Raw genomic sequence first — 19,977 nt, 5'->3', positions numbered from 1 at the left:
ATGCTTCAAGGATGATTGTGATGACAGCGCTCAACGATCTTAACGCCCTGCAAGCCAGCATCGCCGAAAGCGTGCTGGGCCAGGACCAGGTTATCCGGCAGATCCTCCTGGGCCTGCTGGCCAACGGTCACCTGCTGCTGGAAAGCCTGCCGGGGCTGGCCAAGACCCGCACGGTCAAGGCCCTGGCCAGGCACCTCGACGCGCAGATGAGCCGGATCCAGTTCACCCCCGACCTGCTGCCTTCGGACATCACCGGCGCCGAGGTGCTGCACCAGGTGGACGGGCAGAACCAGATCCGTTTCCAGCCCGGCCCCTTGTTCGGCAACCTGATCCTGGCTGATGAAATCAACCGCGCCCCGGCCAAGGTCCAGGCCGCCCTGCTCGAAGCCATGGAAGAGCGGCAAATCACCGTGGCCGGCGCCAGCCACGCGCTGCCCGAACTGTTTATCGTGGTCGCCACCCAGAACCCCATCGAACAGGAAGGCACCTACCCACTGCCGGAAGCGCAGATGGACCGCTTCTTGCTGAAAATCCTCCTCGACTACCCCAGCGCCGACGATGAGAGCCAGGTGCTGCGCTTGCTGCGGGCCGAAGAACAGGCAGGCGACGCCCCTGTCACTCAGGGCTTCAACCTGGCACAAGAGGTGATCTTCGCCGCCCGCCGGGAAGTCAGCGCCGTGCAGGTCGCGCCGGCCATCGACCGCTACCTGATCGACCTGATCAACGCCACCCGCCATCCCGGCGACTACGACCCGGACCTGGCACGCTGGATCAGCCTCGGCGCCAGCCCCCGTGGCGGCATCGGCCTGGACCGCTGCGCACGCGCCGATGCCTGGTTGCAGGGCCAGGCATTCGTCACCCCGGCCAACGTGCAAGCGGTGGTGCATCCAGTACTGCGCCATCGCCTGCAACTGAGCTACGACGCGGTGGCCGATGGGGTCAGTGCCGATCAGGTGCTCGACCGCCTGCTGGCCAAAGTGGCGATCCCGGCATGAACGCCGACGGTCAGGTCTACGTGTCCCTCGGGCAGTTGATGGCCCTGCAGTTCCAGGCACGGGGCTTGAGTTTTGTGGCACGCCAGCCCCACGGCAGCATCCTGGCGGGCAACCATGCGTCACGCCTGCGCGGGCGCGGCCTGAACTTCGATGAACTGCGGCGCTACCAGCCCGGTGACGACCTGCGCCACCTCGACTGGCGCGCCTCGTTGCGCACCGGCAAGCCGGTGGTGCGCGCCTTTACCGAAGAGCGCGACCGCCCGGCCTTGATCGTGGTCGACCAGCGCATGTCGATGTTCTTTGGCTCGGTGCGCAGCTTCAAATCAGCCGTCGCCGCCGAACTGGCGGCGCTCGCCGCGTGGATGGTATTCAACGCAGGCGACCGGGTCGGCGGCGTGGTGTTCAACGATGAGCGCATCGACGCCGTGGCCCCGTTGCGCAGCCGCAAGCGGGTCGAGGCCCTGTGCAGCCGTATCGTGCAGCACAACCAGGCGCTCAATGCGCGCAATCCGGACCATGAGGGCGACGGGCAACTGGACAACGTCTTGCAGCATTGCCTGGCGCTGGCCGGGCATGACCATTTGATCTGCATCGTCAGCGACTTTGCCGGCGCCGGGCCGCGCACCCTGCAACTGCTGCGCCAGCTGTCGGCCCATAACGATGTGCTCGCCTTGCAGGTCTACGATCCGCTGGCCCTCAACGTGCCCAAAAGTGGCCAACTGCGCGTGACCCAGGGCCAGTTGCAGGTGGAGTTGGCCGTGCAACAACAGCAGGTGCGCCAACCCCTGGGGGATTTTCTCGGCGGCCGCCTCAAGGATGTCGCCAACCTGTTGCGGCGCAGCCAGGTGCCCGTGCTGATGTTCAGCAGCGCCCTGCCCGCCGCCGAGCAATTGCGCGACGAACTGGGCAGGCGCCGGTGAACGCCCAGGTGCCGAGCATCGAACAGCTGCAAGAGCTGGGCTTGCCCGCGCCCGTCAGCTACTGGCCGCAGACCTGGGGTTGGTGGCTGCTGCTCGGCCTGCTGATCCTCGGCCTGCTGGTGTGGGCCGCCAGGGCCTGGCTTGCGTGGCGCCGCAATGCCTATCGCCGTGAGGCCCTGGCACGCCTGGATGCGCTGGAGGATCTACGGGAACTGCCGGTGTTACTCAAGCGCGTGGCGCTGTCGATGCCCCTGGCCCCCGAAGAGCTGCAACGCGTGCCGACCTTGAGTGGCGCCGACTGGCAAGCCTTCCTGCAACGCCATGGCGCTGGGCAGGTGCCGGCAGACCTCAGCCGGCAACTGGCCGAACTGGCTTACGCGCCGCCCGAGGCGCTGGGCGCCGAACAGCGTGCACGCCTGCTGGCCCAGTGCCGAACCTGGGTGGAGGGGCATCATGTGGCAGCTTGATTACCCCTGGTTGTTGCTCCTGCTGCCAGCGCCCTGGCTGGCCTGGCGTTACCTGCCCGCCTACCACGAGGCGCGCAGCGCGGTGCGGGTGCCGTTTTTCGCCGGGATGAGCCGCGCGGTGGGGCAAGCCCCGGCAGCCAGCGGCAGCCGCAGCAATCGCGGGCAACTGCTGCTCAACCTGCTGGTCTGGGCCCTTCTGGTGCTGGCCGTGGCGCGCCCGGTCTGGGTAGAAAAACCTATCGAACGCCAACAGCCGGTGCGCGACCTGATGCTGGCCATCGATATTTCCCAGTCCATGCAGACCCAGGACTTCACCGACGCCAGCGGCCAGAAGATTGACCGCCTGGCCGCAGTCAAACAGGTGGTGCAGGGGTTTATCCAGCGGCGCAAGGATGACCGCCTGGGCCTGATCCTGTTTGGCAGCGGCGCCTACCCCCAGGCACCGCTGACCCTGGACCATGCCAGCCTGGCGCTGCTGCTCGATGACAGCGGCATCGGCATGGCCGGGCCCAACACGGCCATTGGCGATGCCATCGGCCTGAGCCTGAAGCTGCTGGACGCGGCCCACGAGCAGGAGAAAGTGCTGATCCTGCTCACCGACGGCAACGACACCAGCAGCGCAATCACCCCGGACCACGCCGCCAGCATGGCTGCGGCCAAAGGCGTGGTAATCCATACCATCGGCATTGGCGACCCCGGCGCGTCGGGCGAGGCCAAGGTCAACCTGGGCGCCTTGCAACAGATTGCCGACGCCACCGGCGGGCGCTATTTCCGTGCAGAAAACCGCGACACCCTGGACCAGATCTACAGCACCCTCGACCAGCTCACCCCCCATCAGGTCCAGACCCTCAGCCACCAACCCAAGCGCGATCTGTTCTGGCTGCCCCTGGGCGCAGCCTTGAGTGTGTTCGCCGTATACCACCTGATCGCTGCAGCATGGCCGTACCGCACCAGACGGGAGGTGCCGGATGGCGTTCAACCTCAGTGACTTGCACTTCCTGCGCCCCGCCTGGCTGCTACTGGCTTTGATCGGCGTGCTGCTGCCCCTGCTCTGGCGGCGTAACCGCGACCTGCAACGCCGCCTGCGCGGCAATATCGCCCCGCACCTGTTGCCGCACCTGTTGCTCACGCCCAGCGATCCCCATCGCCTGCGCCCGGTGCACCTGGCCAGTGCGTTGCTGGTGCTCGGCGCCCTCGCCGCTGCCGGGCCGACCTGGGAGCAGGACCGACCGGCCTTCCTGGAGAATCGCGCACCGTTGATCATTGCCCTCGACCTGTCCCCGTCCATGGACAACGTCGACGTGCCGCCCACCCGCCTGGAAGCGGCCAAACACAAGGTGCATGACCTGGTTGCGCGGCGCAAAGGCGCAAGAACCGCACTGATCGTCTACGCCGGCAGCGCGCACCTGGTGTTGCCGCCCACCGATGACCCGGCGCTGCTGGACAGCTTTATCCAGGCCCTCGCCAGCGACCTGATCACACGGCCGGGCAAGGACGTGGCTGCGGTCATCGAGCAAGCCAGGCGCCTGCTCGACGCAGAAAAATCCCCCGGCACCCTGCTGCTGCTCAGCGACGGGGCCGACGTCGCCCAACTGCCGCGGCTCAAGCCCCTGTTGGCCGACAGCCCGCTGCAAGTGTTGGTCCTGGCGGTGGGCAGCAACCCAGGCAGTTTCGACGCCCCGGCCTTGAAGCAACTGGCCGCCGCCACCGATGCGCCGCTGGGCAGCTTGACCCTCAATGACGACGACCTGGACTGGGTGGAGCTGCACGCGCAGCAGCACTTCCAGGCGGCCGATGAACAACAGCGCGCCCTGCAATGGAAAGACGAAGGCTACTGGCTGTGTTGGCCGCTGTTGCTGGTGGCACTGTTCGGCGTGCGCCGGGGCTGGAGCCTGAATTGGGCCGCCGTGGTGATGCTGGGCCTGTTCCTGCAACCCGCGCCGGCCCAGGCCAACGGGCTGGCCGATGCTTTTCTGACAGCCGATCAACAAGGGCGCTGGGCCTTCGAGCACCATCACTACCCAGCCGCCGCCCGCCTGTTTGTCGACCCCTACTGGAAAGGCATCGCGGCCTATAACGCCGCCGACTACGATCTGGCCCAGGCCACCTTCGCCCAACTCGACAGCGCGCAGGCGGCGTTCTACCTGGGCAATATCCATGTGCGCCGCTTCAAGTTCGACCAGGCCATCAGCGCCTACCAGCAAGCCTTGCAGCGCCAGCCACAGTTCCCCGAGGCCAGTGCCAACCTGGCACTGGCCATGGCCCTGAAAAAAGACACCGAAAGCGCCGCCGACAACGCTCCCGAGGTCAAGCCCGACGCGATCAAGTTCGACAAGACGCCCGGCAAGGGCCAAACCAAGGCGGTGCAGACCGAACAAGCCAGCAGTGACGCCCTGTGGTTGCAGAACCTGACCACCTCGCCGGCCAACTTCCTGCGGCGCAAATTCAGCCTGCAAGACCAGGGCGGCGCCCATGAATAAGCCCGCCCTGCTCGGCCTGCTGTTCTGCACACAGCTCATGGCCGGCGAGCCGCAACTCAAGGTGCACGTGCAACTACTGCCCGGCCCGGCAGTGATGGTGGGCGAGCAAGCGCAGTTGCAGGTGGACGTGCTGACCGACACCTGGTTCACCGCCGCCGCCAGCCTGCCCGCCCTGCAATTGCCGGGCGCCCGGGTCGAGGCACCGGGGGGCGAGGCCGAGCACCTGACCCAGGTGATCGACGGCCAGAACTTCTATGGCATGCGCTATCGCTACCGCATCACTCCCAACGTGGCACAGCAGTTCAACGTGCCGTCCCTGGCCGTCAGCGCCCAACCCGGTCAGGCCAGCGCCCCTCTGACTGCGCACAGCGCGCCACTGGCGTTCAAGGCCACGCTGCCACCCGGATTCAACCCCGGCGAGAACCTGCTGGTGGCCGAAGGGGTGCGCCTGAGCCAACACCTCAGCACCTCGGCCACACCGCTGAAGGTGGGCGACAGCCTGACCCGCACCCTCACCCTGCAAGCCGACAACACCCCGGCGCTGTCCTTGCCGGCGCCGCCTCAAGCCTCGATCGAAGGCCTGCGCGCTTACCCGCAGGCGGCGCTGATCAGCAACCTGGACGACGGGCGCGGTACTGTCAGCGGCGGCCAGCGCGTGGACCGTTGGGTATACCGGGTCGAACAGGGCGGCCATTACCAGTTACCGGCCATCAGCGTGAAATGGTGGGACAGCCGCAACCATCGCCTGCAAGTGGCGCAGTTGCCCGCCATCAGCGTCGAAGCCCTGGCTGGCAGCGACTACCGCCCGACCTTTTCGATCGCCCAGGACCTCAAGGACCTGGGCCAACACACGCGCTGGCAACTGTCGCGCCACGGCCTGGCCTGGAGCGCGGCGCTGGTGCTGCTGCTATTGGCCGGCTACCTCGGCCACTCGCTCTGGCCACGGCTGCCAGCACTGTGGCGCCGCGCCTGGGCGACATTGCGCCGGGTCTGCCGTCGACTACGCTTGCTACCACTGAACCCCCGTCGCGAAAAGGATTTCCCATGACGTCTCTGCGCCGCTCCCTGCCCCTGCTGCTGTGCCTGAGCTTTCCCGCATGGGCCAGCGACCCGCTGCCATCATGGAATGAAGGACCGAGCAAACAGCACATCATCGAATTCGTCCAGGCCGTGACCGCCGAAGGTTCGACGGACTACGTCAAGCCCGCCGAGCGCATCGCCGTGTTCGACAACGACGGTACCCTGTGGACCGAGCAGCCGGCGTACTTTCAGGTGCTGTTCGCGTTCGATGAAATCAAGCGCCTGGCGCCCCAGCACCCGGACTGGAAAACCACCCAACCGTTCAAGGCCGTGCTGGAAAACGACCACCAGGCCCTGGCCCAGAGCGGCATGGACGGCCTGCTGAAAATCATCGGTGCGACCCATACCGGGATCAGCACCGAGACCTTTATCGCCAATGCCAAGGCCTGGCTGACCCAGGCCCGCCATCCGAAAACCGGCAAGCCCTACACCGAGATGATCTACCAGCCGATGCTGGAAATGCTCGACTACCTGCGCAGCCAGCAATTTAAGACCTACATCGTGTCCGGCGGCGACACCGCCTTCATGCGCGCCTTTGCCGACGTGGTCTATGGCGTACCGCCGGAACAGGTGATCGGCAGCAGCTTCGTCACGCAGTTCCAGATCAACGACGGCAAGCCGCAGATCCTGCGTACCGCCAAGCTGGCCCATAACGACGATGGCCCGGGTAAGCCGGAAAGCATCGATGCGGTGATTGGCCGGCGACCGATCCTCGCCTTCGGCAACTCCGACGGCGACTTGCAGATGCTGCAATGGACGGCGGCAGGCGCGGGGAAACGTTTCATGGGGCTGGTGCACCACACCGACGCTGCGCGGGAGTGGGCGTATGACCGCAACTCTTCGGTGGGGCGCCTGGACAAGGCCCTGGACGAGGCCAATACAAAGGGTTGGACCGTGGTCGATATGGCCGCCGACTGGCGGCGTATCTACCCGTTCGAACCGGTTGTGCAAAAGCAGCTGCAATAAGCAAAGACGTCGCGATGGACTGTAGTAAACGTTGGTCGCAGCAGTGCGACTCAAGCCGATAAAGGAGCAGGTCTTATGACTCGCATATGCAAGTGGCTACCGAAACTGGCCCTGGTGGCGGTTTCAGTGATGGGGGTCGGGGCGACAGCCCTGGCCGCCGAAAAGCCGAATATCCTGGTGATATTCGGCGATGACATCGGGCAAACCAATATCAGCGCCTATTCCATGGGCGTCGTGGGCTACAAGACCCCGAACATCGACCGTATCGCCAAGGAAGGCATGATGTTCACCGACTATTACGCGGAGAACAGTTGCACCGCCGGGCGCTCGTCCTTTATTACCGGCCAGACGCCGTTGCGCACTGGCTTGTCCAAGGTCGGCATTCCCGGTGCACCGGTGGGCCTGCAAAAGCGCGACATCACCATCGCCCAGGCGCTCAAGTCCCAGGGCTACGCCACCGGGCAATTTGGCAAGAACCACTTGGGCGACCGCGATGAGTACCTGCCCACCAACCATGGTTTCGATGAGTTCTTCGGCAACCTGTACCACCTCAATGCCGAAGAAGAGCCGGAACGCCCTTACTGGCCCAAGGACGACGCAGCCTTCGTCAAGGCCAACACCCCACGTGGGGTGATCCACAGCTTTGCCGACGGCAAGATCGAAGACACCGGCGCCTTGACCACCAAGCGCATGGAAACCATCGACGACGAAACCACCGCCGCCGCCCAGGCGTTCATCAAGAAACAGGCCGAGGCCGACAAGCCGTTCTTTGTCTGGATGAACACCACGCGCATGCACGTATTCACCCACGTGCGCGACTCGATGAAGGGCCAGAGCGGCATGCCCGGCAACGAGTACGCCGATGGCATGCTGGAGCACGACGGTGACGTCGGCAAACTCCTGCAGACCCTCGACGACCTGAAAATCGCCGACAACACCATCGTGGTCTACACCACCGATAACGGGCCCAACCAGTTCTCCTGGCCGGACGCGGCAACCACGCCGTTTCGCAACGAGAAGAACTCCAACTGGGAAGGCGCCTACCGGGTGCCGGCGATCATTCGCTGGCCGGGCAAGATCAAGGGCGGCGAAGTCTCCAACGAAATGCTCTCGGGCATGGACTGGTTCCCGACCCTGCTCGCGGCGGCCGGCGATACCGAGGTCAAGGACAAGCTGCTCAAAGGCTGGGCCCCGGTCGCGGGCGGCGCCAACTTCAAAGTGCACCTGGACGGCTTCAACCAACTGCCCTACCTGACCGGCCAGCAACCTAAAGGCGCACGCAACGAGTTCTACTACTTCAACGACGACGGGGTGCTGGTATCGATGCGCTTCGACAACTGGAAAGTGGTGTTCTGCGAACAACGCCAGCCTGGCGGTTTCCGGGTCTGGAGCGAGCCGTTCGTGTGCCTGCGGGTGCCGAAGATCCTCAACTTGCGCATGGACCCGTACGAGCGGGCGGACGTGGTGTCTGACCAGTATTACGACTGGAGCACCAAGAACGTGTACCTGGCGGGCGTCGCGGTGACCAAATCGGCGGCCTTCCTCGAAACCTTCATCGAGTACCCACCCAGCCAGAAACCGGCGAGCTTCAGCATCGACCAGATTCGCGCGGCGGTGGATGCGAAAATTGCCGAGAAAATGAAGGCAGCGCCGGCGCAGTAAAAGGTCGGAGCGGGCTTGTGTGGGAGCGGGCTTGCCCGCGATAGCGGTGGATCAGTCACCTAATGCATTGATTGACACTGCACTATCGCGGGCAAGCCCGCTCCCACACTAAACCCGGTTTGCACCGGGCATCTTCGCCAGTTTTGAAATATTTGTTCCCTTTGAACAAGGCAATCTGCAATGTCTTCACGCACTGCCAGCCAACCCCTGGCCCGTCTCCAGACCTCCACCCTGCTGATCCCCGCCCTGCTGCTGTTCATCTCCGGCAGCGCCGCTCTGGTGTACCAGGTGCTCTGGATCAAGCAGCTGTCACTGGTGGTTGGGGTCGAGGTCTATGCCATCACCACCGGGATCAGTGCCTTCTTTGCCGGGCTGGCCCTGGGTAGCTGGCTGTTTGGCCGCTGGGCCGATCGGCTCGCACGGCCGCTGGTGCTTTACGCCGCTCTGGAAATTCTCGTCGCCGTGCTCGGAGTCAGCGCCACGCTGGCCCTGGGCATGGCCGCCAGCCCGTTTGCCTGGCTGGAACAACGCATCGGCCTGTTGGCCTGGGTCCTGCCTTTCGCCCTGGTGGGCCTGCCTGCGCTGTTGATGGGCGGCACGCTGCCGGTGCTGGTGCGCGCCCTCAACGTCGATGCCAAGGACCTTGGCCAGGCCGGTGGCCGGCTGTATGCGGCCAACACCGCCGGGGCCATCGTTGGCACCTTGCTCACGGCCTTTGTGCTGATCGCCACCTTTGGCGTGCGCGGCAGTGCCCTGGTGGCCGCCTTGCTCAACCTGCTCGCCGCCGTCGGCGCCTTGTTGTACGTGCGCCATCGCGCAACGTCGGTCAATGCCCCGTCCAAGACCCAACCGGCGCGCCTGGCGCTGGTGCTGTATGCCATCGCCGGCGGCGTGGCCCTGGGTTATGAAGTGGTCTGGTCGCAGTCCATCGTGCAATTCATGAGTACCCGCACCTATGCCTTTGCCGTGGTGCTGGCCACCTACCTGGCCGGGCTGTTTATCGGCAGCCAACTGATGGCGCGCCGGGTCGCACGCATTCGCGATCCGTGGGGCGTCTTCGGTCTGCTGATTGCCGGTGCCGGGTTGGTGGCCCTGCTGGAAATCGCCTTGCTGGGCCGTTGGCTGGTGCTCCTGCAAACCCAGGCTGAAGCGCTGGTACTGAGCTTCGGTGGCAGCGAATTGCCAGGCATGAGCGCACGCTTTGCAATGGCCGCCTTGTGCATTGTGTTTGTGCCCACCTTGTTGCTCGGCGCGGCGTTTCCCCTGGCGCTGCGCCTGAGTGTGGGCGGCGCGCAGGTAGGCCGGGACGTGGGCGCGGTGGTGGCGTTCAACACCCTGGGCGGGATTGTCGGGGTGATGCTCTGCGGCTTTGTGCTGATCCCCTGGCTCGGCCTGGTGCGCACCCTGGGCCTGCTGGCGGTGATTGCCGGCGTGGTGGGCTACATCGCGGTGCGCCGTGGCCATGGGGTTAAAAAAGGTCGCCGCCAGGCCGTGGCGGCCATCGGCCTGCTGTCATTGGCCGTGGCCCTGCTGACCCCGGTGGACCGCCTGGCCAACCTGCTGCCCGGCGCACGCAATGCCAGCCTGGCGTTTTACCAGGAAGGCCGTGGCGCCACCGTCGCGGTGGTCACCCAGGGCAAGGGCACGCGGGCCTTTCAGCGCCTGTACATCCAGGGCGTGTCCAACACCGGCGACGCCATGCCGTCCCTGCGCTATATGCGCATCCAGGCCCTGCTGCCGTTGCTGATCCATAACGCCGAGCCCCGTGCGGCGCTGGTGATCGGCTTTGGCACCGGCATCACTGCCGGCGCACTGTTGCGTTATCCGGGGCTGGAGCAACGGGTCGTCGCAGAACTGCTGCCTGCTGTGGTGCAAGCGGCGCCGCTGTTCAAGGGCAACTACAACGCTGCCAGCGATTCCGGCGTGCAGGTGCGCTTGCGCGACGGTCGCCAGGAACTGCTGCGCAGCCCCCAGGCCTATGACTTGATCACCCTGGAACCACCACCGCCCTCCGCCGCCGGCGTGGTCAACCTGTACTCGCGCGATTTCTACCAACTGGCCGCGCGGCGCCTGGAAAAACACGGCCTGCTGGCCCAGTGGCTACCGCTGCCGACGCAGAACATCGAAGACTCGCAATCATTGGTGCGCAGCTTCCTCGACGTGTTCCCCTACGCCACGCTGTGGACCAGCGAGTTCCACGAGATGCTGTTGGTGGGCTCCATGGAACCGATCGAGCTGGACGCCGCGCGTATTCGCCAGCGCTTCGAGCAAGCCCCGGTGCGCAGCGCCCTGGCCGAGGTTGGCATTGATTCGGCCGCGACCCTGCTGGCGACCTGGGTTACCGATCGCAACGGGCTGGAGCGCTTTGCCGGGCAGGCCCTGGCCGTCACCGATGACCAGCCGCGTATCGAATATGCCCCGTGGGTGCGCAGCCAGGAGATCAAGCGGGTGTTGCCGGCCTTGCTCGACTTGCGAGTGCCTGCGCCCTTGCTGAATGCCGATGGGGCATTGCTGCGCACCCTCGATGCCGAACAACAACGCCTGATGCAGTTCTACCGCGCCAGCCTGCACGCCTATGACGGTGATCGTGCGGCCTGGGGCCGGGATATCCGCCAGGTGTTGCAGGAGGATGGGGCCAATCCGTATTACCGGTGGTTTGTCGGGGATTGATGGGTGGGGGCTGGCTTGCCGCCCATGAGCATGAGTATCTACACAACTGTGTAGTGGTTCTTGGGCTTGTGCACATATCCATTGCTGCGATAACGGCCACTCATGGCCGTGTCGCGGCTACCCCGGTATCCATGCCGGGGCGCCCAAGATCAGGATCAAAAGCAGAGCTGGAGCGCGAAGCCCCATTCCCTGTAGGCGTTGGGTGGGTTACTTGGCCTTGAGCTTGAGGTAGGACTGGTGCAGATCCGCCGCCCAGCCATCCATCACCGCCTTCACATCCGCCGCTTTCATCACCTGGGTATCGTTGTCCAAAGGCTTGCCCGTGCCTTTGCGCACGACCTGGGCGATCACCCGGCCACTGTCGCCATCGAGAAACTGCGCCTCGGTGCCCAGGGTGGTTTCCTGGTCACGAATCCCGGTGCCGGTGCTCACTGCTGCTGCCACCAGGGCGACTGGAATGTACTCGTACGGCTTGAGGCTTTCGGTCTTGCGGCTGACCGCTGTGATCGCCGCCCGCACCACAATCACCCCAGGGCCCGGGGCGTTGGCCAATGGCAGGGACTTGACCAGCTCACGCTTGAGCGCCTGGTTGTAGTACTCGTTGATGCTGCGCAAGGTGTCTTCGGGGATTTGCGCGGTGGCCTGGGGCTTGGGGAAAAATTGAGTCGGCTCGATATACACCGAGGTGTAGCGGTTCAGATTGAGCTTGGGATCGACCCAGCGCATCACCTCTGCGCCCGACGGCGACTTGGCTTCGCGCAACTGGCTGTAGTCGGACAGAAATCCCGAATACTCATCCGGCTGCGGGACTTTACTTGCACACCCGGTCACCCCGAGTGAGGCAATACACAGCGTACTGATCATGAGCCCTAGCTTCATGGCGCAACTCCTTGGCGTTTATCGTCGAAACGTGAAGTAACAGGTATAGCCAACTCTGGAAAAATATCCTACTACTGGCACATAAGTGCGGCTTATTTCACACCCCTGATTTGACAGGGCCCTGACCTGCGTCAAAGCTGCACACAGCTTAAGCACGCCATAGAGCGTCAATGCATCGGACATCGGAAGTCGCATGCCCAAGGTCAACCACCGTGATTCATCCCGTCGTTATCTCTACCCACTGTTGATTGCCGTTTTGCTACTGGCGATGGCCGCGATCTGGCTGTTCCTCCAGGCCAGTACGCCCAAGCTGCCGCTGCCGGCGCCCACACCGGTGGCTGTTGTGGCTAAACCGCCGACGCCGCCTGCGCACATGGTGAACGAGCAGCAATGCCAGGGCTGCCATCAACCCCAGGCCAAGGACTGGCAAGGTTCTCACCATCAACTGGCAATGCAGCAGGCAACCCCCCAGACGGTACCGGCCGATTTCAACAATGCCTCGTTCCAGGGCGAAGGCGAAACCACTCGCTTCCTGCGCCGGGGCGATGAGTTCTGGGTCAACACCCCGGGGGTCGATGGCAAGCCTGCCGACTTCAAGGTCGCCTACACCTTCGGCATCGCCCCTTTGCAGCAATACCTGATCGAGGTCGGCGACGGACGCTTGCAGGCCTTGGGCGTGGCCTGGGATACCGAAAAAAACCGCTGGTTCCACCTCTATCCCGGCCAGGGCGTGAACTTCAAGAACCCGTTGCACTGGAGCAAGCCGAGTCAAAACGCCAACTTCATGTGCGTGGAATGCCACACCACCGGCTACCAGCGCAATTTCGATGCGCCCAACAACCGCTTCGACAGCCAGTGGAACAGCCTCGGAGTCGGCTGCCAGGCCTGCCATGGCCCGGCCTCGAACCATGTGCAATGGGCAGCGAAGAAAGGCGACCTGTTGCATGCAGGCTTTGCCGTGGACTTGAAGGACAAGGACGCCACCGTCGAGCTCGAAACCTGCGCCCGCTGCCATGCACGCCGCGCCCCACTGGGTGACGGCTATACCGTGGGCAAGCGCCTGATGGATGATTACCTGCCCAGCGTGCTGACCCGCGAGTTGTATGCCCTGGACGGCAAGATCAAGGACGAAGTGTTTGAGCATGGCTCCTTCGCCCAGAGCAAGATGGCCGACAAGGGCGTGCGCTGCACAGACTGCCATAACCCCCATAGCAACCAGTTGAAGGCCCCCGGCAACGGTGTGTGCCTGCAATGTCACAACACGGCGGGCAAGACTGCGGTTGCCTCGGTAGATGGCCGCGGGTTACAGGCCAGGAATTACGAAGCGCCGGAACACACGCGCCATGTCGCCGGGCAGCCCGGCTCGTTTTGCGTCGATTGTCATATGCCCGGCAAGTTCTACATGGGCAACGACTTTCGCCATGACCACAGCTTCAGCATCCCCAACCCCGAGCGCGCCGCCAGGCTCGGCACCCCGGACGCCTGCCTGAGCTGCCACCAGGGCAAGGCCGGCGACAAGATCAGCGCACAATTCAAACTGTGGGACCACAGCCAGACACTCCAGGCCCCACGCTACGACGAAAGCCTGGCGCTGATTCGCGGCGGCCAGCCGGGGGCGGCCCACGCGTTGTATGAGCAATTGGCGCGCAGCAACCTGCCGGCGATCCAACGCGCCACGCTGCTGGCCGAGTTGCCCAACTACCCCAGTGAGCAGGCGTTGAAGCTGGCGACCAAAGACCTGGGCCACCCTGCCCCACAGGTGCGCGAGAGTGCGCTACGGGCGGTCAGCGCCTTGCTGCCGCCTGCCGAGCGCGTGGCGCTGTATCGCCCCTTGCTCAAGGACCCGGTGCGGGCGGTGCGCATTCTCGCCGCGCGGGATCTGCTCAGCGTCGCAGCTCAAGGCCTGGGCCCGGCCTGGGAACAGGCCATCGGTGAATACGAGAACGTGCAACGGAGCCTGCAAGAGCGCGCCGAAGCCAACCTCAACCTGGCCATGCTGTACCAGGCCAGCGGGCGCGCCGGCCTGGTCGAAGCCCAACTGCGCACGGCGCTGCTGCGCGACCCGGACTTCTACCCGGCGCTGGTGACCCTCGCACAGTGGCTGGAGGCCAATGGCCGGGGCGAAGAAGCCCGCCGCCTGGTTGCCGAAAACCTCAAGCAACATCCCGAGGCCGCGCTGCTGCAACATACCCAAGGGTTGATGCTGATTCGCCAGGGCCATACGCCGTCGGCGCTGACGCACTTGCGCGAAGCCGCCCGCCTGGAACCGGGCAACGGGCAGTACAGCTTTGTGCTGGCGGTGGCGTTGCACGACGGTGGTCAGGTCGACAAGGCCTGCCAGCAGTTGGAAGCACTGCTCCAGCGCCAACCGTATAACCGTAACGCGCGGCTGTCGCTGATCCAGTACTACCTGGAGAACAATCAGGAACCCAAGGCGCAAGTGGTGATGCAGGGCTGGAAAAAACTCAATCCTGGCGACCCGGCATTGAAGTAAGCACCTGCCGCCGCCGAAACAGCGGCCGCGGCTCAATCACCGAGCGGCCATAGCTCACGCTCATGCCCGCCAGGCCCTTGAGTGCGTCGACGGCCGACTTGTCCTCGCGCACGGCGAACCCGTCGAAACCACACTGGCGCATATGGCTCAGTTGGTCGCGCAGCACATCCCCCACCGCCCGCAACTCGCCCTGCCAGCCCATGCGCGTGCGCAGCAGATAGGCCTGGCTGTAGGCCCGGCCATCGCGAAAGCTGGGGAAGTCCAGGGCAATCAGCGGCAACACCTCCAGCCACGGCTGCAGGTGTTCGACTTCATCGTCCGGGCCGAGCCACACCGCGTCCTGCGGCGGCTCTGGCGCAATACGCCGGCTCAGCCACAGGGCCAGCGGCAGGATCAACGGGCCATCGGGCAGAGGTGCGGCGGCGTCGCGCACCAGGGTCCAGGGGTCATCCTGCTTGATACGGGCCACGCCCTGTTCCAGGCTCAGCAGATTGTTCATACCGGTTGCACCACGCTGCCATACACCCGCTCCTTGAACGGCTCCAGGCCGATGCGTTGCACGGTGTCGATAAAGGGTTCGTCGCTCTCCCGGTAGCGGACGTAGGTGGCGATCAGGCGTGAGATCACATCCGGGATCTGTGCGGCGCTGAACGAAGGGCCAATCACCTTGCCCAGCGCGCTGGCCTTGCCCTGGGCGCCGCCCAGGGTGATCTGGTACCACTCGCTACCGTTTTTATCCACACCCAGGATGCCGATATTGCCGATGTGGTGATGCCCACAGGCATTGATGCAGCCGGAGATATTCAGGCTGATATCGCCCAGGTCATGCAGGTAGTCGAGGTTGTCGAAGCGCTGCTGGATCGCCTGGGCGATGGGGATCGACTTGGCGTTGGCCAGGGCACAGAAGTCGCCGCCGGGGCAGGCGATGATGTCGGTCAGCAAGCCGACATTGGCGCTGCCCAGGCCCTGCTCGCAGGCCAGGGACCACAACGCATGCAGCCACGCCTTGGGCACATCCGGCAGTACGATGTTCTGTTCATGGGCGATGCGGATTTCGCCAAAGCCGAACTGCTCGGCCCACTGCGCCACGGCGTCCATCTGCTCGGCCGTCACGTCGCCCGGCGGCGCGGCAATCCCCGGCTTGGTGGACAGCACCACACTGCTGTAGCCCGGCACTTTGTGGGGCTGCACGTTACGTGTCACCCAGCGCGCGAACGCCGGGCTGTCAGCCATGTGTGTGCCAAAGTCCAGGTCGGTGTCGGGCAGGGCCTGATAATGCGGTGGTACAAAGGCCGAGGCCACGCGCTGGTACTCATCCTCGGTCAATTGCGCCGGGCCGTCGCGCAGGTGCTGCCACTCCTCCTCCACCTCCCGGGAAAACGCCTCGATGCCCAGGGCCTTGACCAGGATCTTGATCCGCGCCTTGTACTTGTTATCGCGCCGGCCATGGCGGTTGTACACGCGCAGCACCGCCTCGACGTACGACAGCAGGTGCTGCCAGGGCAAGCCATCGCGAATCTGCAAGCCGAGGATCGGCGTGCGCCCAAGGCCGCCGCCTACCAGCACGCGCAACAGCATGTGGCCGCCGGCGTCCTGGTAAAGATAGAGGCCGATGTCATGCATCATGATCGCCGCCCGATCCTGGCGCGCCGAGCAGATGGCGATCTTGAACTTGCGCGGCAAGAACAGGAACTCGGGGTTGATGGTCGACCATTGCCGCAGAATTTCCGCGAGCGGGCGCGGGTCCAGCAACTCGTCGGCGGCCACCCCGGCAAAGGCTTCGGTGGTGATGTTGCGCACGCAATTGCCGGAGGTCTGGATCGCATGCATGTCGACTTCGGCCAGGCGCTGGAGGATGTCGGGCACCTGCTGCAACTCGATCCAGTTGAACTGCATGTTCTGGCGCGTGGTGAAGTGGCCGTAGCCGCGATCGTAATCCCGGGCAATGCTCGCCAGGGTGCGTAACTGCTGCGCACCGAGGGTGCCGTAGGGGATCGCCACCCGCAGCATATAGGCATGTTTTTGCAGGTACAGGCCGTTTTGCAGGCGCAGCGGCAGGAATTCTTCTTCGCTCAGGTCGCCAGCGACAAACCGTTCGACCTGATCACGAAACTGCGCCACACGCTCCAAGACCAGGGCCCGGTCGTACTCATCGTACCGATACATCTCGCTACCTCATCATGGCTGACCGCGCTCGACGGCAGCGGTTTCTATGGGAGCGACTATGCACTTACAGCTCAATGCGTCACAGATTCAGCTAAAAACTAAAAAACCATATCAGCCTGGCAATGCCCCATGTTTTAAGGGATATATTCTGATCCGTATTAATGTAGTTTTTCTGAGCCTGTTTTGTTTTTCATGGATTTCCTACAGTGCCCGGGACTTGAAACCGTGGAAGACTGACCATGAGCACAGCATCAACCGGGCAGGCCTATAACTATAAGGTTGTCCGTCAATTCGTCATCGCCACCGTGGTATGGGGCGTTATCGGCATGGCCATGGGCGTATGGATCGCCTCCCAACTGGTGTGGCCGGACATGAACCTGGACCTGCCCTGGACCACCTTTGGCCGCTTGCGGCCACTGCACACCAGCCTGGTGATTTTCGGCTTTGCCGGCAGCGCGCAATTTGCCGCCAGCTACTACGCGGTGCAACGTACCTGCCAGGTGCGCCTGTATAGCGACTGGCTCGCAGCCTTTACGTTCTGGGGTTGGCAGTCGGTGATTGTGATCATGCTGATCACCCTGCCCCTGGGCTACACCACCACCAAGGAATACGCCGAGATCGAATTCTCCGGCGCGGTGTGGATGACCGTGGTGTGGGTGGCCTACGCCATTGTGTTCTTCACCACCGTGGTGCAGCGCAAGACCCAGCACATCTACGTCGGCAACTGGTTCTTCGGCGCGTTTATCGTGGTGATCGCCATGCTGCATGTGGTCAACCACCTGTCGATCCCGGTGGACTGGTTCAAGTCCTACCCGGTGTATTCCGGCGCCACCGACGCCATGGTGCAGTGGTGGTACGGGCACAACGCGGTGGGGTTCTTCCTGACCACCGGGTTCCTGGGAATGATGTATTACTTCGTGCCCAAGCAGGTCGGGCGGCCGGTGTATTCCTATCGCCTGTCCATCGTGCACTTCTGGGCGCTGATCACCCTGTATATCTGGGCGGGGCCCCACCACCTGCACTACACCGCGCTGCCGGACTGGGCGCAGTCGTTGGGCATGGCCATGTCGCTGATCCTGCTGGCACCCAGCTGGGGCGGCATGATCAACGGCATGATGACCCTGTCGGGCGCCTGGCATAAATTGCGCACCGACCCGATCCTGCGCTTTCTGGTGTTGTCGTTGGCGTTCTACGGCATGTCGACCTTTGAGGGGCCGATGATGGCGATCAAGACGGTCAACGCCCTGTCCCACTACACCGACTGGACCATCGGCCACGTCCACGCGGGTGCCCTGGGCTGGGTGGCGATGATCACCTTTGGCTCGCTGTACCACATGATCCCGAAAATCTTCGGTCGCGAGCAGATGTACAGCGTGCCGCTGATCAACCTGCACTTCTGGCTGGCAACCATCGGCACGGTGCTGTACATCGCCTCGATGTGGGTCAACGGCATCACCCAGGGCCTGATGTGGCGGGCGGTCAACGACGACGGCACCCTCACCTACTCGTTCGTAGAGGCCTTGCAGGCCAGCCACCCGGGGTTTGTGGTGCGGTTTGCCGGTGGGGTGTTCTTCCTTGGCGGCATGTTGCTGATGGCCTACAACACCTGGCGCACCGTACGGGTGGCCGACCTGAAGGTGGCGCACAATGATGCGCAGATCGCCTGATGTGGGAGGTCATTTTCAACCTGGCGGCGGTGATCTGCCTGTATGGCGCCGTGGAGTACTGCCTGCGCGGGCAATCGGGGGAAACCTTGGATGACGCGAGCTTGATTCCGTTTGCCGACGACCCGGAAGTGGCGCGGCGGGTGGAGCTGGCGACAGGCAAACAGGTCAAGGCGGTGGCACCTGAGGAGGCCAAGCCGGGCTGGGGTAATGTCGAGCTCTAAAGCTCGGTGTTGGGCTTTTTGTGGGAGCGGGCTTGTGTGGGAGCGGGCTTGCCCGCGATGGCCATAGGTGTCTACACAACTCGCTCTTTTTTTGTAGTTGGGTGTGAGTACATATCCGTTGCTGCGGTCATGGCCGTGTCGCGGCTACCCCGGCATCCATGCCGGGGCGCCCACTGCGCAATACCTGCCTGCGGCCATCGTGGTTTGACGGGGCACCTAAGATCAAAAGCCAGATCAAAAGCAGAGCAACAGCAACAGCAGAACCAGAGCGCGAAGCTGCATTCCCCTGTAGGAGCTGGCTTGCCTGCGATGACGCCCGAAAGAACACATCAGAGTATCTGGTATTCATTCGTCATCGTTAACGACCATCGCAGGCAAGCCAGCTCCTACAGGGGTACGCGCACGCCTTGACGATCAGGTCGGCTGTCAGGCCGCCTCGCTTTGCTTGTGATTTTGATCTTAGGCGCCCCGTTAAACCACGCTGCCCGTCATCCGATATTGATTTGGGGGGCAGGAGCCCTTTTGGTTACTTTTGGCTGGGCCGGCACTCCGGGCTCTTTTCCAAAAGTGACCCGCCGTAAGGGCGGAACCAATAGCCGCCGTGACCGCACCAACGGATATGTACACAAACCCAGAAAAGAGTGGTCTAAATACTCATGCCGCGATGGCGGTATATCAGGTCAGGAATACTTGCCTGACACACCGCTATCGCGGGCAAGCCCGCTCCCACACAAGCCCACACAAGCCTGCCCCCACATTTGCCCGGGGATCAGCCGCGTTCGCGGGGGATCAGGCTCTGCAACTGCAAGGCCAGGAAGTTGGCATCGAAGGCAAAGGTATCCGGGTCTTTCAGGCCATTGGTTTTCTTCCACAACCAATCATTGGACCCCGGCAGCAGCACGAGGGATATGCTGCCGTAACGGGCCGCGGTCAGCCCCATGACCGACAACGAAATCAACCCACCCGCCCCCATCACATCCGGCACAAATTCCACCGGTTTGCCCGCGATATGAATGGTCAGTTTCTCGGTCTTGAAGGTCGAAGTCTCCACCGGCACGCTTGGGCCAGACGCCACATAAGCCTCACGCTGCACCTCCAGCAAACCATCACTCTTGACCGGCGCCAACCACTGCTCGATCTCGCCGTACAGCTCAGTGATTTTCTGGGTCCAGCGGGCTGACTGCACCTCGAACTGCTGGCGCTTGTGCGCTTCGCTGTCGGCGTAATGACGAAGCATCTCGCCCAATTGCTGTACATCGTCCATTGCGGTGTTCCTCGGGGGCTGCAAACAACGATCATGGCAGATGCTG

16 protein-coding genes are annotated in these 19,977 nt (G+C 63.8%); 12 read left to right on the top strand and 4 right to left on the bottom strand.

Translation table 11 applies throughout. The features are described from left to right. Positions 1–20: 20 nt before the first annotated feature. The 9 genes from ACO77H_RS13565 (at position 21) to ACO77H_RS13525 (ending at position 11,240) form a co-directional block, all read left to right on the top strand. Positions 21–995, top strand: a complete 975-nt coding sequence (locus ACO77H_RS13565) for an AAA family ATPase (RefSeq protein WP_169952518.1) — start codon at positions 21–23, stop codon at positions 993–995. Next, entirely contained in the window at positions 992–1,915 is a 924-nt protein-coding gene (locus tag ACO77H_RS13560) for a DUF58 domain-containing protein (RefSeq protein ID WP_432755680.1), read from the top strand. The genes ACO77H_RS13565 and ACO77H_RS13560 overlap by 4 nt, the downstream gene beginning before the upstream one ends. Next, complete coding sequence (locus ACO77H_RS13555; protein ID WP_169952520.1) at positions 1,912–2,382, top strand: DUF4381 domain-containing protein; 471 nt, start codon at positions 1,912–1,914, stop codon at positions 2,380–2,382. Before ACO77H_RS13560 ends, ACO77H_RS13555 begins: the two co-directional genes overlap by 4 nt. Then, the gene (locus tag ACO77H_RS13550; RefSeq protein ID WP_169952521.1) at positions 2,369–3,370 is read left to right on the top strand and encodes a vWA domain-containing protein; all 1,002 of its coding nucleotides are present in this window, start codon (positions 2,369–2,371) and stop codon (positions 3,368–3,370) included. Before ACO77H_RS13555 ends, ACO77H_RS13550 begins: the two co-directional genes overlap by 14 nt. Continuing rightward, the gene (locus tag ACO77H_RS13545) at positions 3,351–4,862 is read left to right on the top strand and encodes a VWA domain-containing protein (protein WP_432755679.1); all 1,512 of its coding nucleotides are present in this window, start codon (positions 3,351–3,353) and stop codon (positions 4,860–4,862) included. The genes ACO77H_RS13550 and ACO77H_RS13545 overlap by 20 nt, the downstream gene beginning before the upstream one ends. Next, the gene (locus ACO77H_RS13540; protein ID WP_172311163.1) at positions 4,855–5,910 is read left to right on the top strand and encodes a BatD family protein; all 1,056 of its coding nucleotides are present in this window, start codon (positions 4,855–4,857) and stop codon (positions 5,908–5,910) included. The genes ACO77H_RS13545 and ACO77H_RS13540 overlap by 8 nt, the downstream gene beginning before the upstream one ends. Continuing rightward, positions 5,907–6,908, top strand: a complete 1,002-nt coding sequence (locus ACO77H_RS13535) for an HAD family hydrolase (RefSeq protein WP_432755678.1) — start codon at positions 5,907–5,909, stop codon at positions 6,906–6,908. Before ACO77H_RS13540 ends, ACO77H_RS13535 begins: the two co-directional genes overlap by 4 nt. A gap of 75 nt (positions 6,909–6,983) precedes the next feature. Then, on the top strand, positions 6,984–8,570 hold the full coding sequence (locus ACO77H_RS13530; RefSeq protein WP_169952525.1) for an arylsulfatase: 1,587 nt from the start codon (positions 6,984–6,986) through the stop codon (positions 8,568–8,570). Positions 8,571–8,750: 180 nt separating this feature from the next. Beyond that, a complete protein-coding gene (locus ACO77H_RS13525; protein ID WP_170041509.1) occupies positions 8,751–11,240 on the top strand; it encodes a fused MFS/spermidine synthase in 2,490 nt (829 codons plus the stop codon). Between the two features lie 207 nt (positions 11,241–11,447). Here ACO77H_RS13525 and ACO77H_RS13520 read toward each other — a convergent pair whose 3' ends face one another. Beyond that, complete coding sequence (locus ACO77H_RS13520) at positions 11,448–12,119, bottom strand: DUF3313 domain-containing protein (protein ID WP_169952527.1); 672 nt, start codon at positions 12,117–12,119, stop codon at positions 11,448–11,450. Positions 12,120–12,312: 193 nt separating this feature from the next. Between ACO77H_RS13520 and ACO77H_RS13515 the strand changes: the two genes are divergently transcribed. Next, entirely contained in the window at positions 12,313–14,613 is a 2,301-nt protein-coding gene (locus ACO77H_RS13515) for a cytochrome c3 family protein (RefSeq protein WP_432755677.1), read from the top strand. Here ACO77H_RS13515 and ACO77H_RS13510 read toward each other — a convergent pair. Together ACO77H_RS13510 and ACO77H_RS13505 are read right to left on the bottom strand one after the other, a co-directional pair. Further along, on the bottom strand, positions 14,585–15,112 hold the full coding sequence (locus ACO77H_RS13510; protein ID WP_432755676.1) for a DUF934 domain-containing protein: 528 nt from the start codon (positions 15,110–15,112) through the stop codon (positions 14,585–14,587). The genes ACO77H_RS13515 and ACO77H_RS13510 overlap by 29 nt on opposite strands. Continuing rightward, entirely contained in the window at positions 15,109–16,779 is a 1,671-nt protein-coding gene (locus ACO77H_RS13505) for a nitrite/sulfite reductase (protein ID WP_169952530.1), read from the bottom strand. The genes ACO77H_RS13510 and ACO77H_RS13505 overlap by 4 nt, the downstream gene beginning before the upstream one ends. 239 nt (positions 16,780–17,018) lie before the next feature. On the opposite strand from ACO77H_RS13505, the gene ccoN reads away from it, so the two are divergent. Beyond that, complete coding sequence (ccoN, locus tag ACO77H_RS13500; protein ID WP_170041513.1) at positions 17,019–18,446, top strand: cytochrome-c oxidase, cbb3-type subunit I; 1,428 nt, start codon at positions 17,019–17,021, stop codon at positions 18,444–18,446. Further along, positions 18,446–18,667: a cbb3-type cytochrome c oxidase subunit 3 gene (locus ACO77H_RS13495; RefSeq protein ID WP_170041514.1), complete on the top strand. Its 222-nt coding sequence runs from the start codon at positions 18,446–18,448 to the stop codon at positions 18,665–18,667. Before ccoN ends, ACO77H_RS13495 begins: the two co-directional genes overlap by 1 nt. 769 nt (positions 18,668–19,436) lie before the next feature. On the opposite strand, the gene ACO77H_RS13490 is transcribed toward ACO77H_RS13495, so the two are convergent. Then, the gene (locus ACO77H_RS13490) at positions 19,437–19,931 is read right to left on the bottom strand and encodes a hypothetical protein (RefSeq protein ID WP_169955882.1); all 495 of its coding nucleotides are present in this window, start codon (positions 19,929–19,931) and stop codon (positions 19,437–19,439) included. Positions 19,932–19,977 lie beyond the last annotated feature (46 nt).

The sequence above is a fragment of the Pseudomonas sp. WMBT8 genome, from assembly GCF_050916005.1.
In the GTDB taxonomy this organism is placed as follows: Bacteria; Pseudomonadota; Gammaproteobacteria; order Pseudomonadales; family Pseudomonadaceae; genus Aquipseudomonas.
The sequence above is the reverse complement of the archived record's forward strand: the minus strand, read 5'-3'. Positions and strand labels throughout refer to the sequence as shown.

Bases quoted from the DNA above. Each gene is read 5' to 3' on its own strand.
- ACO77H_RS13540 (WP_172311163.1), top strand. From the start codon at position 4,855: ATGAATAAGCCCGCCCTGCTCGGCCTGCTGTTCTGCACACAGCTCATG.
- ACO77H_RS13510 (WP_432755676.1), bottom strand. From the start codon at position 15,112: ATGAACAATCTGCTGAGCCTGGAACAGGGCGTGGCCCGTATCAAGCAG.
- ACO77H_RS13520 (WP_169952527.1), bottom strand. From the start codon at position 12,119: ATGAAGCTAGGGCTCATGATCAGTACGCTGTGTATTGCCTCACTCGGG.
- ACO77H_RS13565 (WP_169952518.1), top strand. From the start codon at position 21: ATGACAGCGCTCAACGATCTTAACGCCCTGCAAGCCAGCATCGCCGAA.
- ACO77H_RS13530 (WP_169952525.1), top strand. From the start codon at position 6,984: ATGACTCGCATATGCAAGTGGCTACCGAAACTGGCCCTGGTGGCGGTT.
- ACO77H_RS13495 (WP_170041514.1), top strand. From the start codon at position 18,446: ATGTGGGAGGTCATTTTCAACCTGGCGGCGGTGATCTGCCTGTATGGC.
- ccoN (WP_170041513.1), top strand. From the start codon at position 17,019: ATGAGCACAGCATCAACCGGGCAGGCCTATAACTATAAGGTTGTCCGT.
- ACO77H_RS13550 (WP_169952521.1), top strand. From the start codon at position 2,369: ATGTGGCAGCTTGATTACCCCTGGTTGTTGCTCCTGCTGCCAGCGCCC.
- ACO77H_RS13535 (WP_432755678.1), top strand. From the start codon at position 5,907: ATGACGTCTCTGCGCCGCTCCCTGCCCCTGCTGCTGTGCCTGAGCTTT.
- ACO77H_RS13515 (WP_432755677.1), top strand. From the start codon at position 12,313: ATGCCCAAGGTCAACCACCGTGATTCATCCCGTCGTTATCTCTACCCA.
- ACO77H_RS13490 (WP_169955882.1), bottom strand. From the start codon at position 19,931: ATGGACGATGTACAGCAATTGGGCGAGATGCTTCGTCATTACGCCGAC.
- ACO77H_RS13525 (WP_170041509.1), top strand. From the start codon at position 8,751: ATGTCTTCACGCACTGCCAGCCAACCCCTGGCCCGTCTCCAGACCTCC.
- ACO77H_RS13545 (WP_432755679.1), top strand. From the start codon at position 3,351: ATGGCGTTCAACCTCAGTGACTTGCACTTCCTGCGCCCCGCCTGGCTG.
- ACO77H_RS13505 (WP_169952530.1), bottom strand. From the start codon at position 16,779: ATGTATCGGTACGATGAGTACGACCGGGCCCTGGTCTTGGAGCGTGTG.
- ACO77H_RS13560 (WP_432755680.1), top strand. From the start codon at position 992: ATGAACGCCGACGGTCAGGTCTACGTGTCCCTCGGGCAGTTGATGGCC.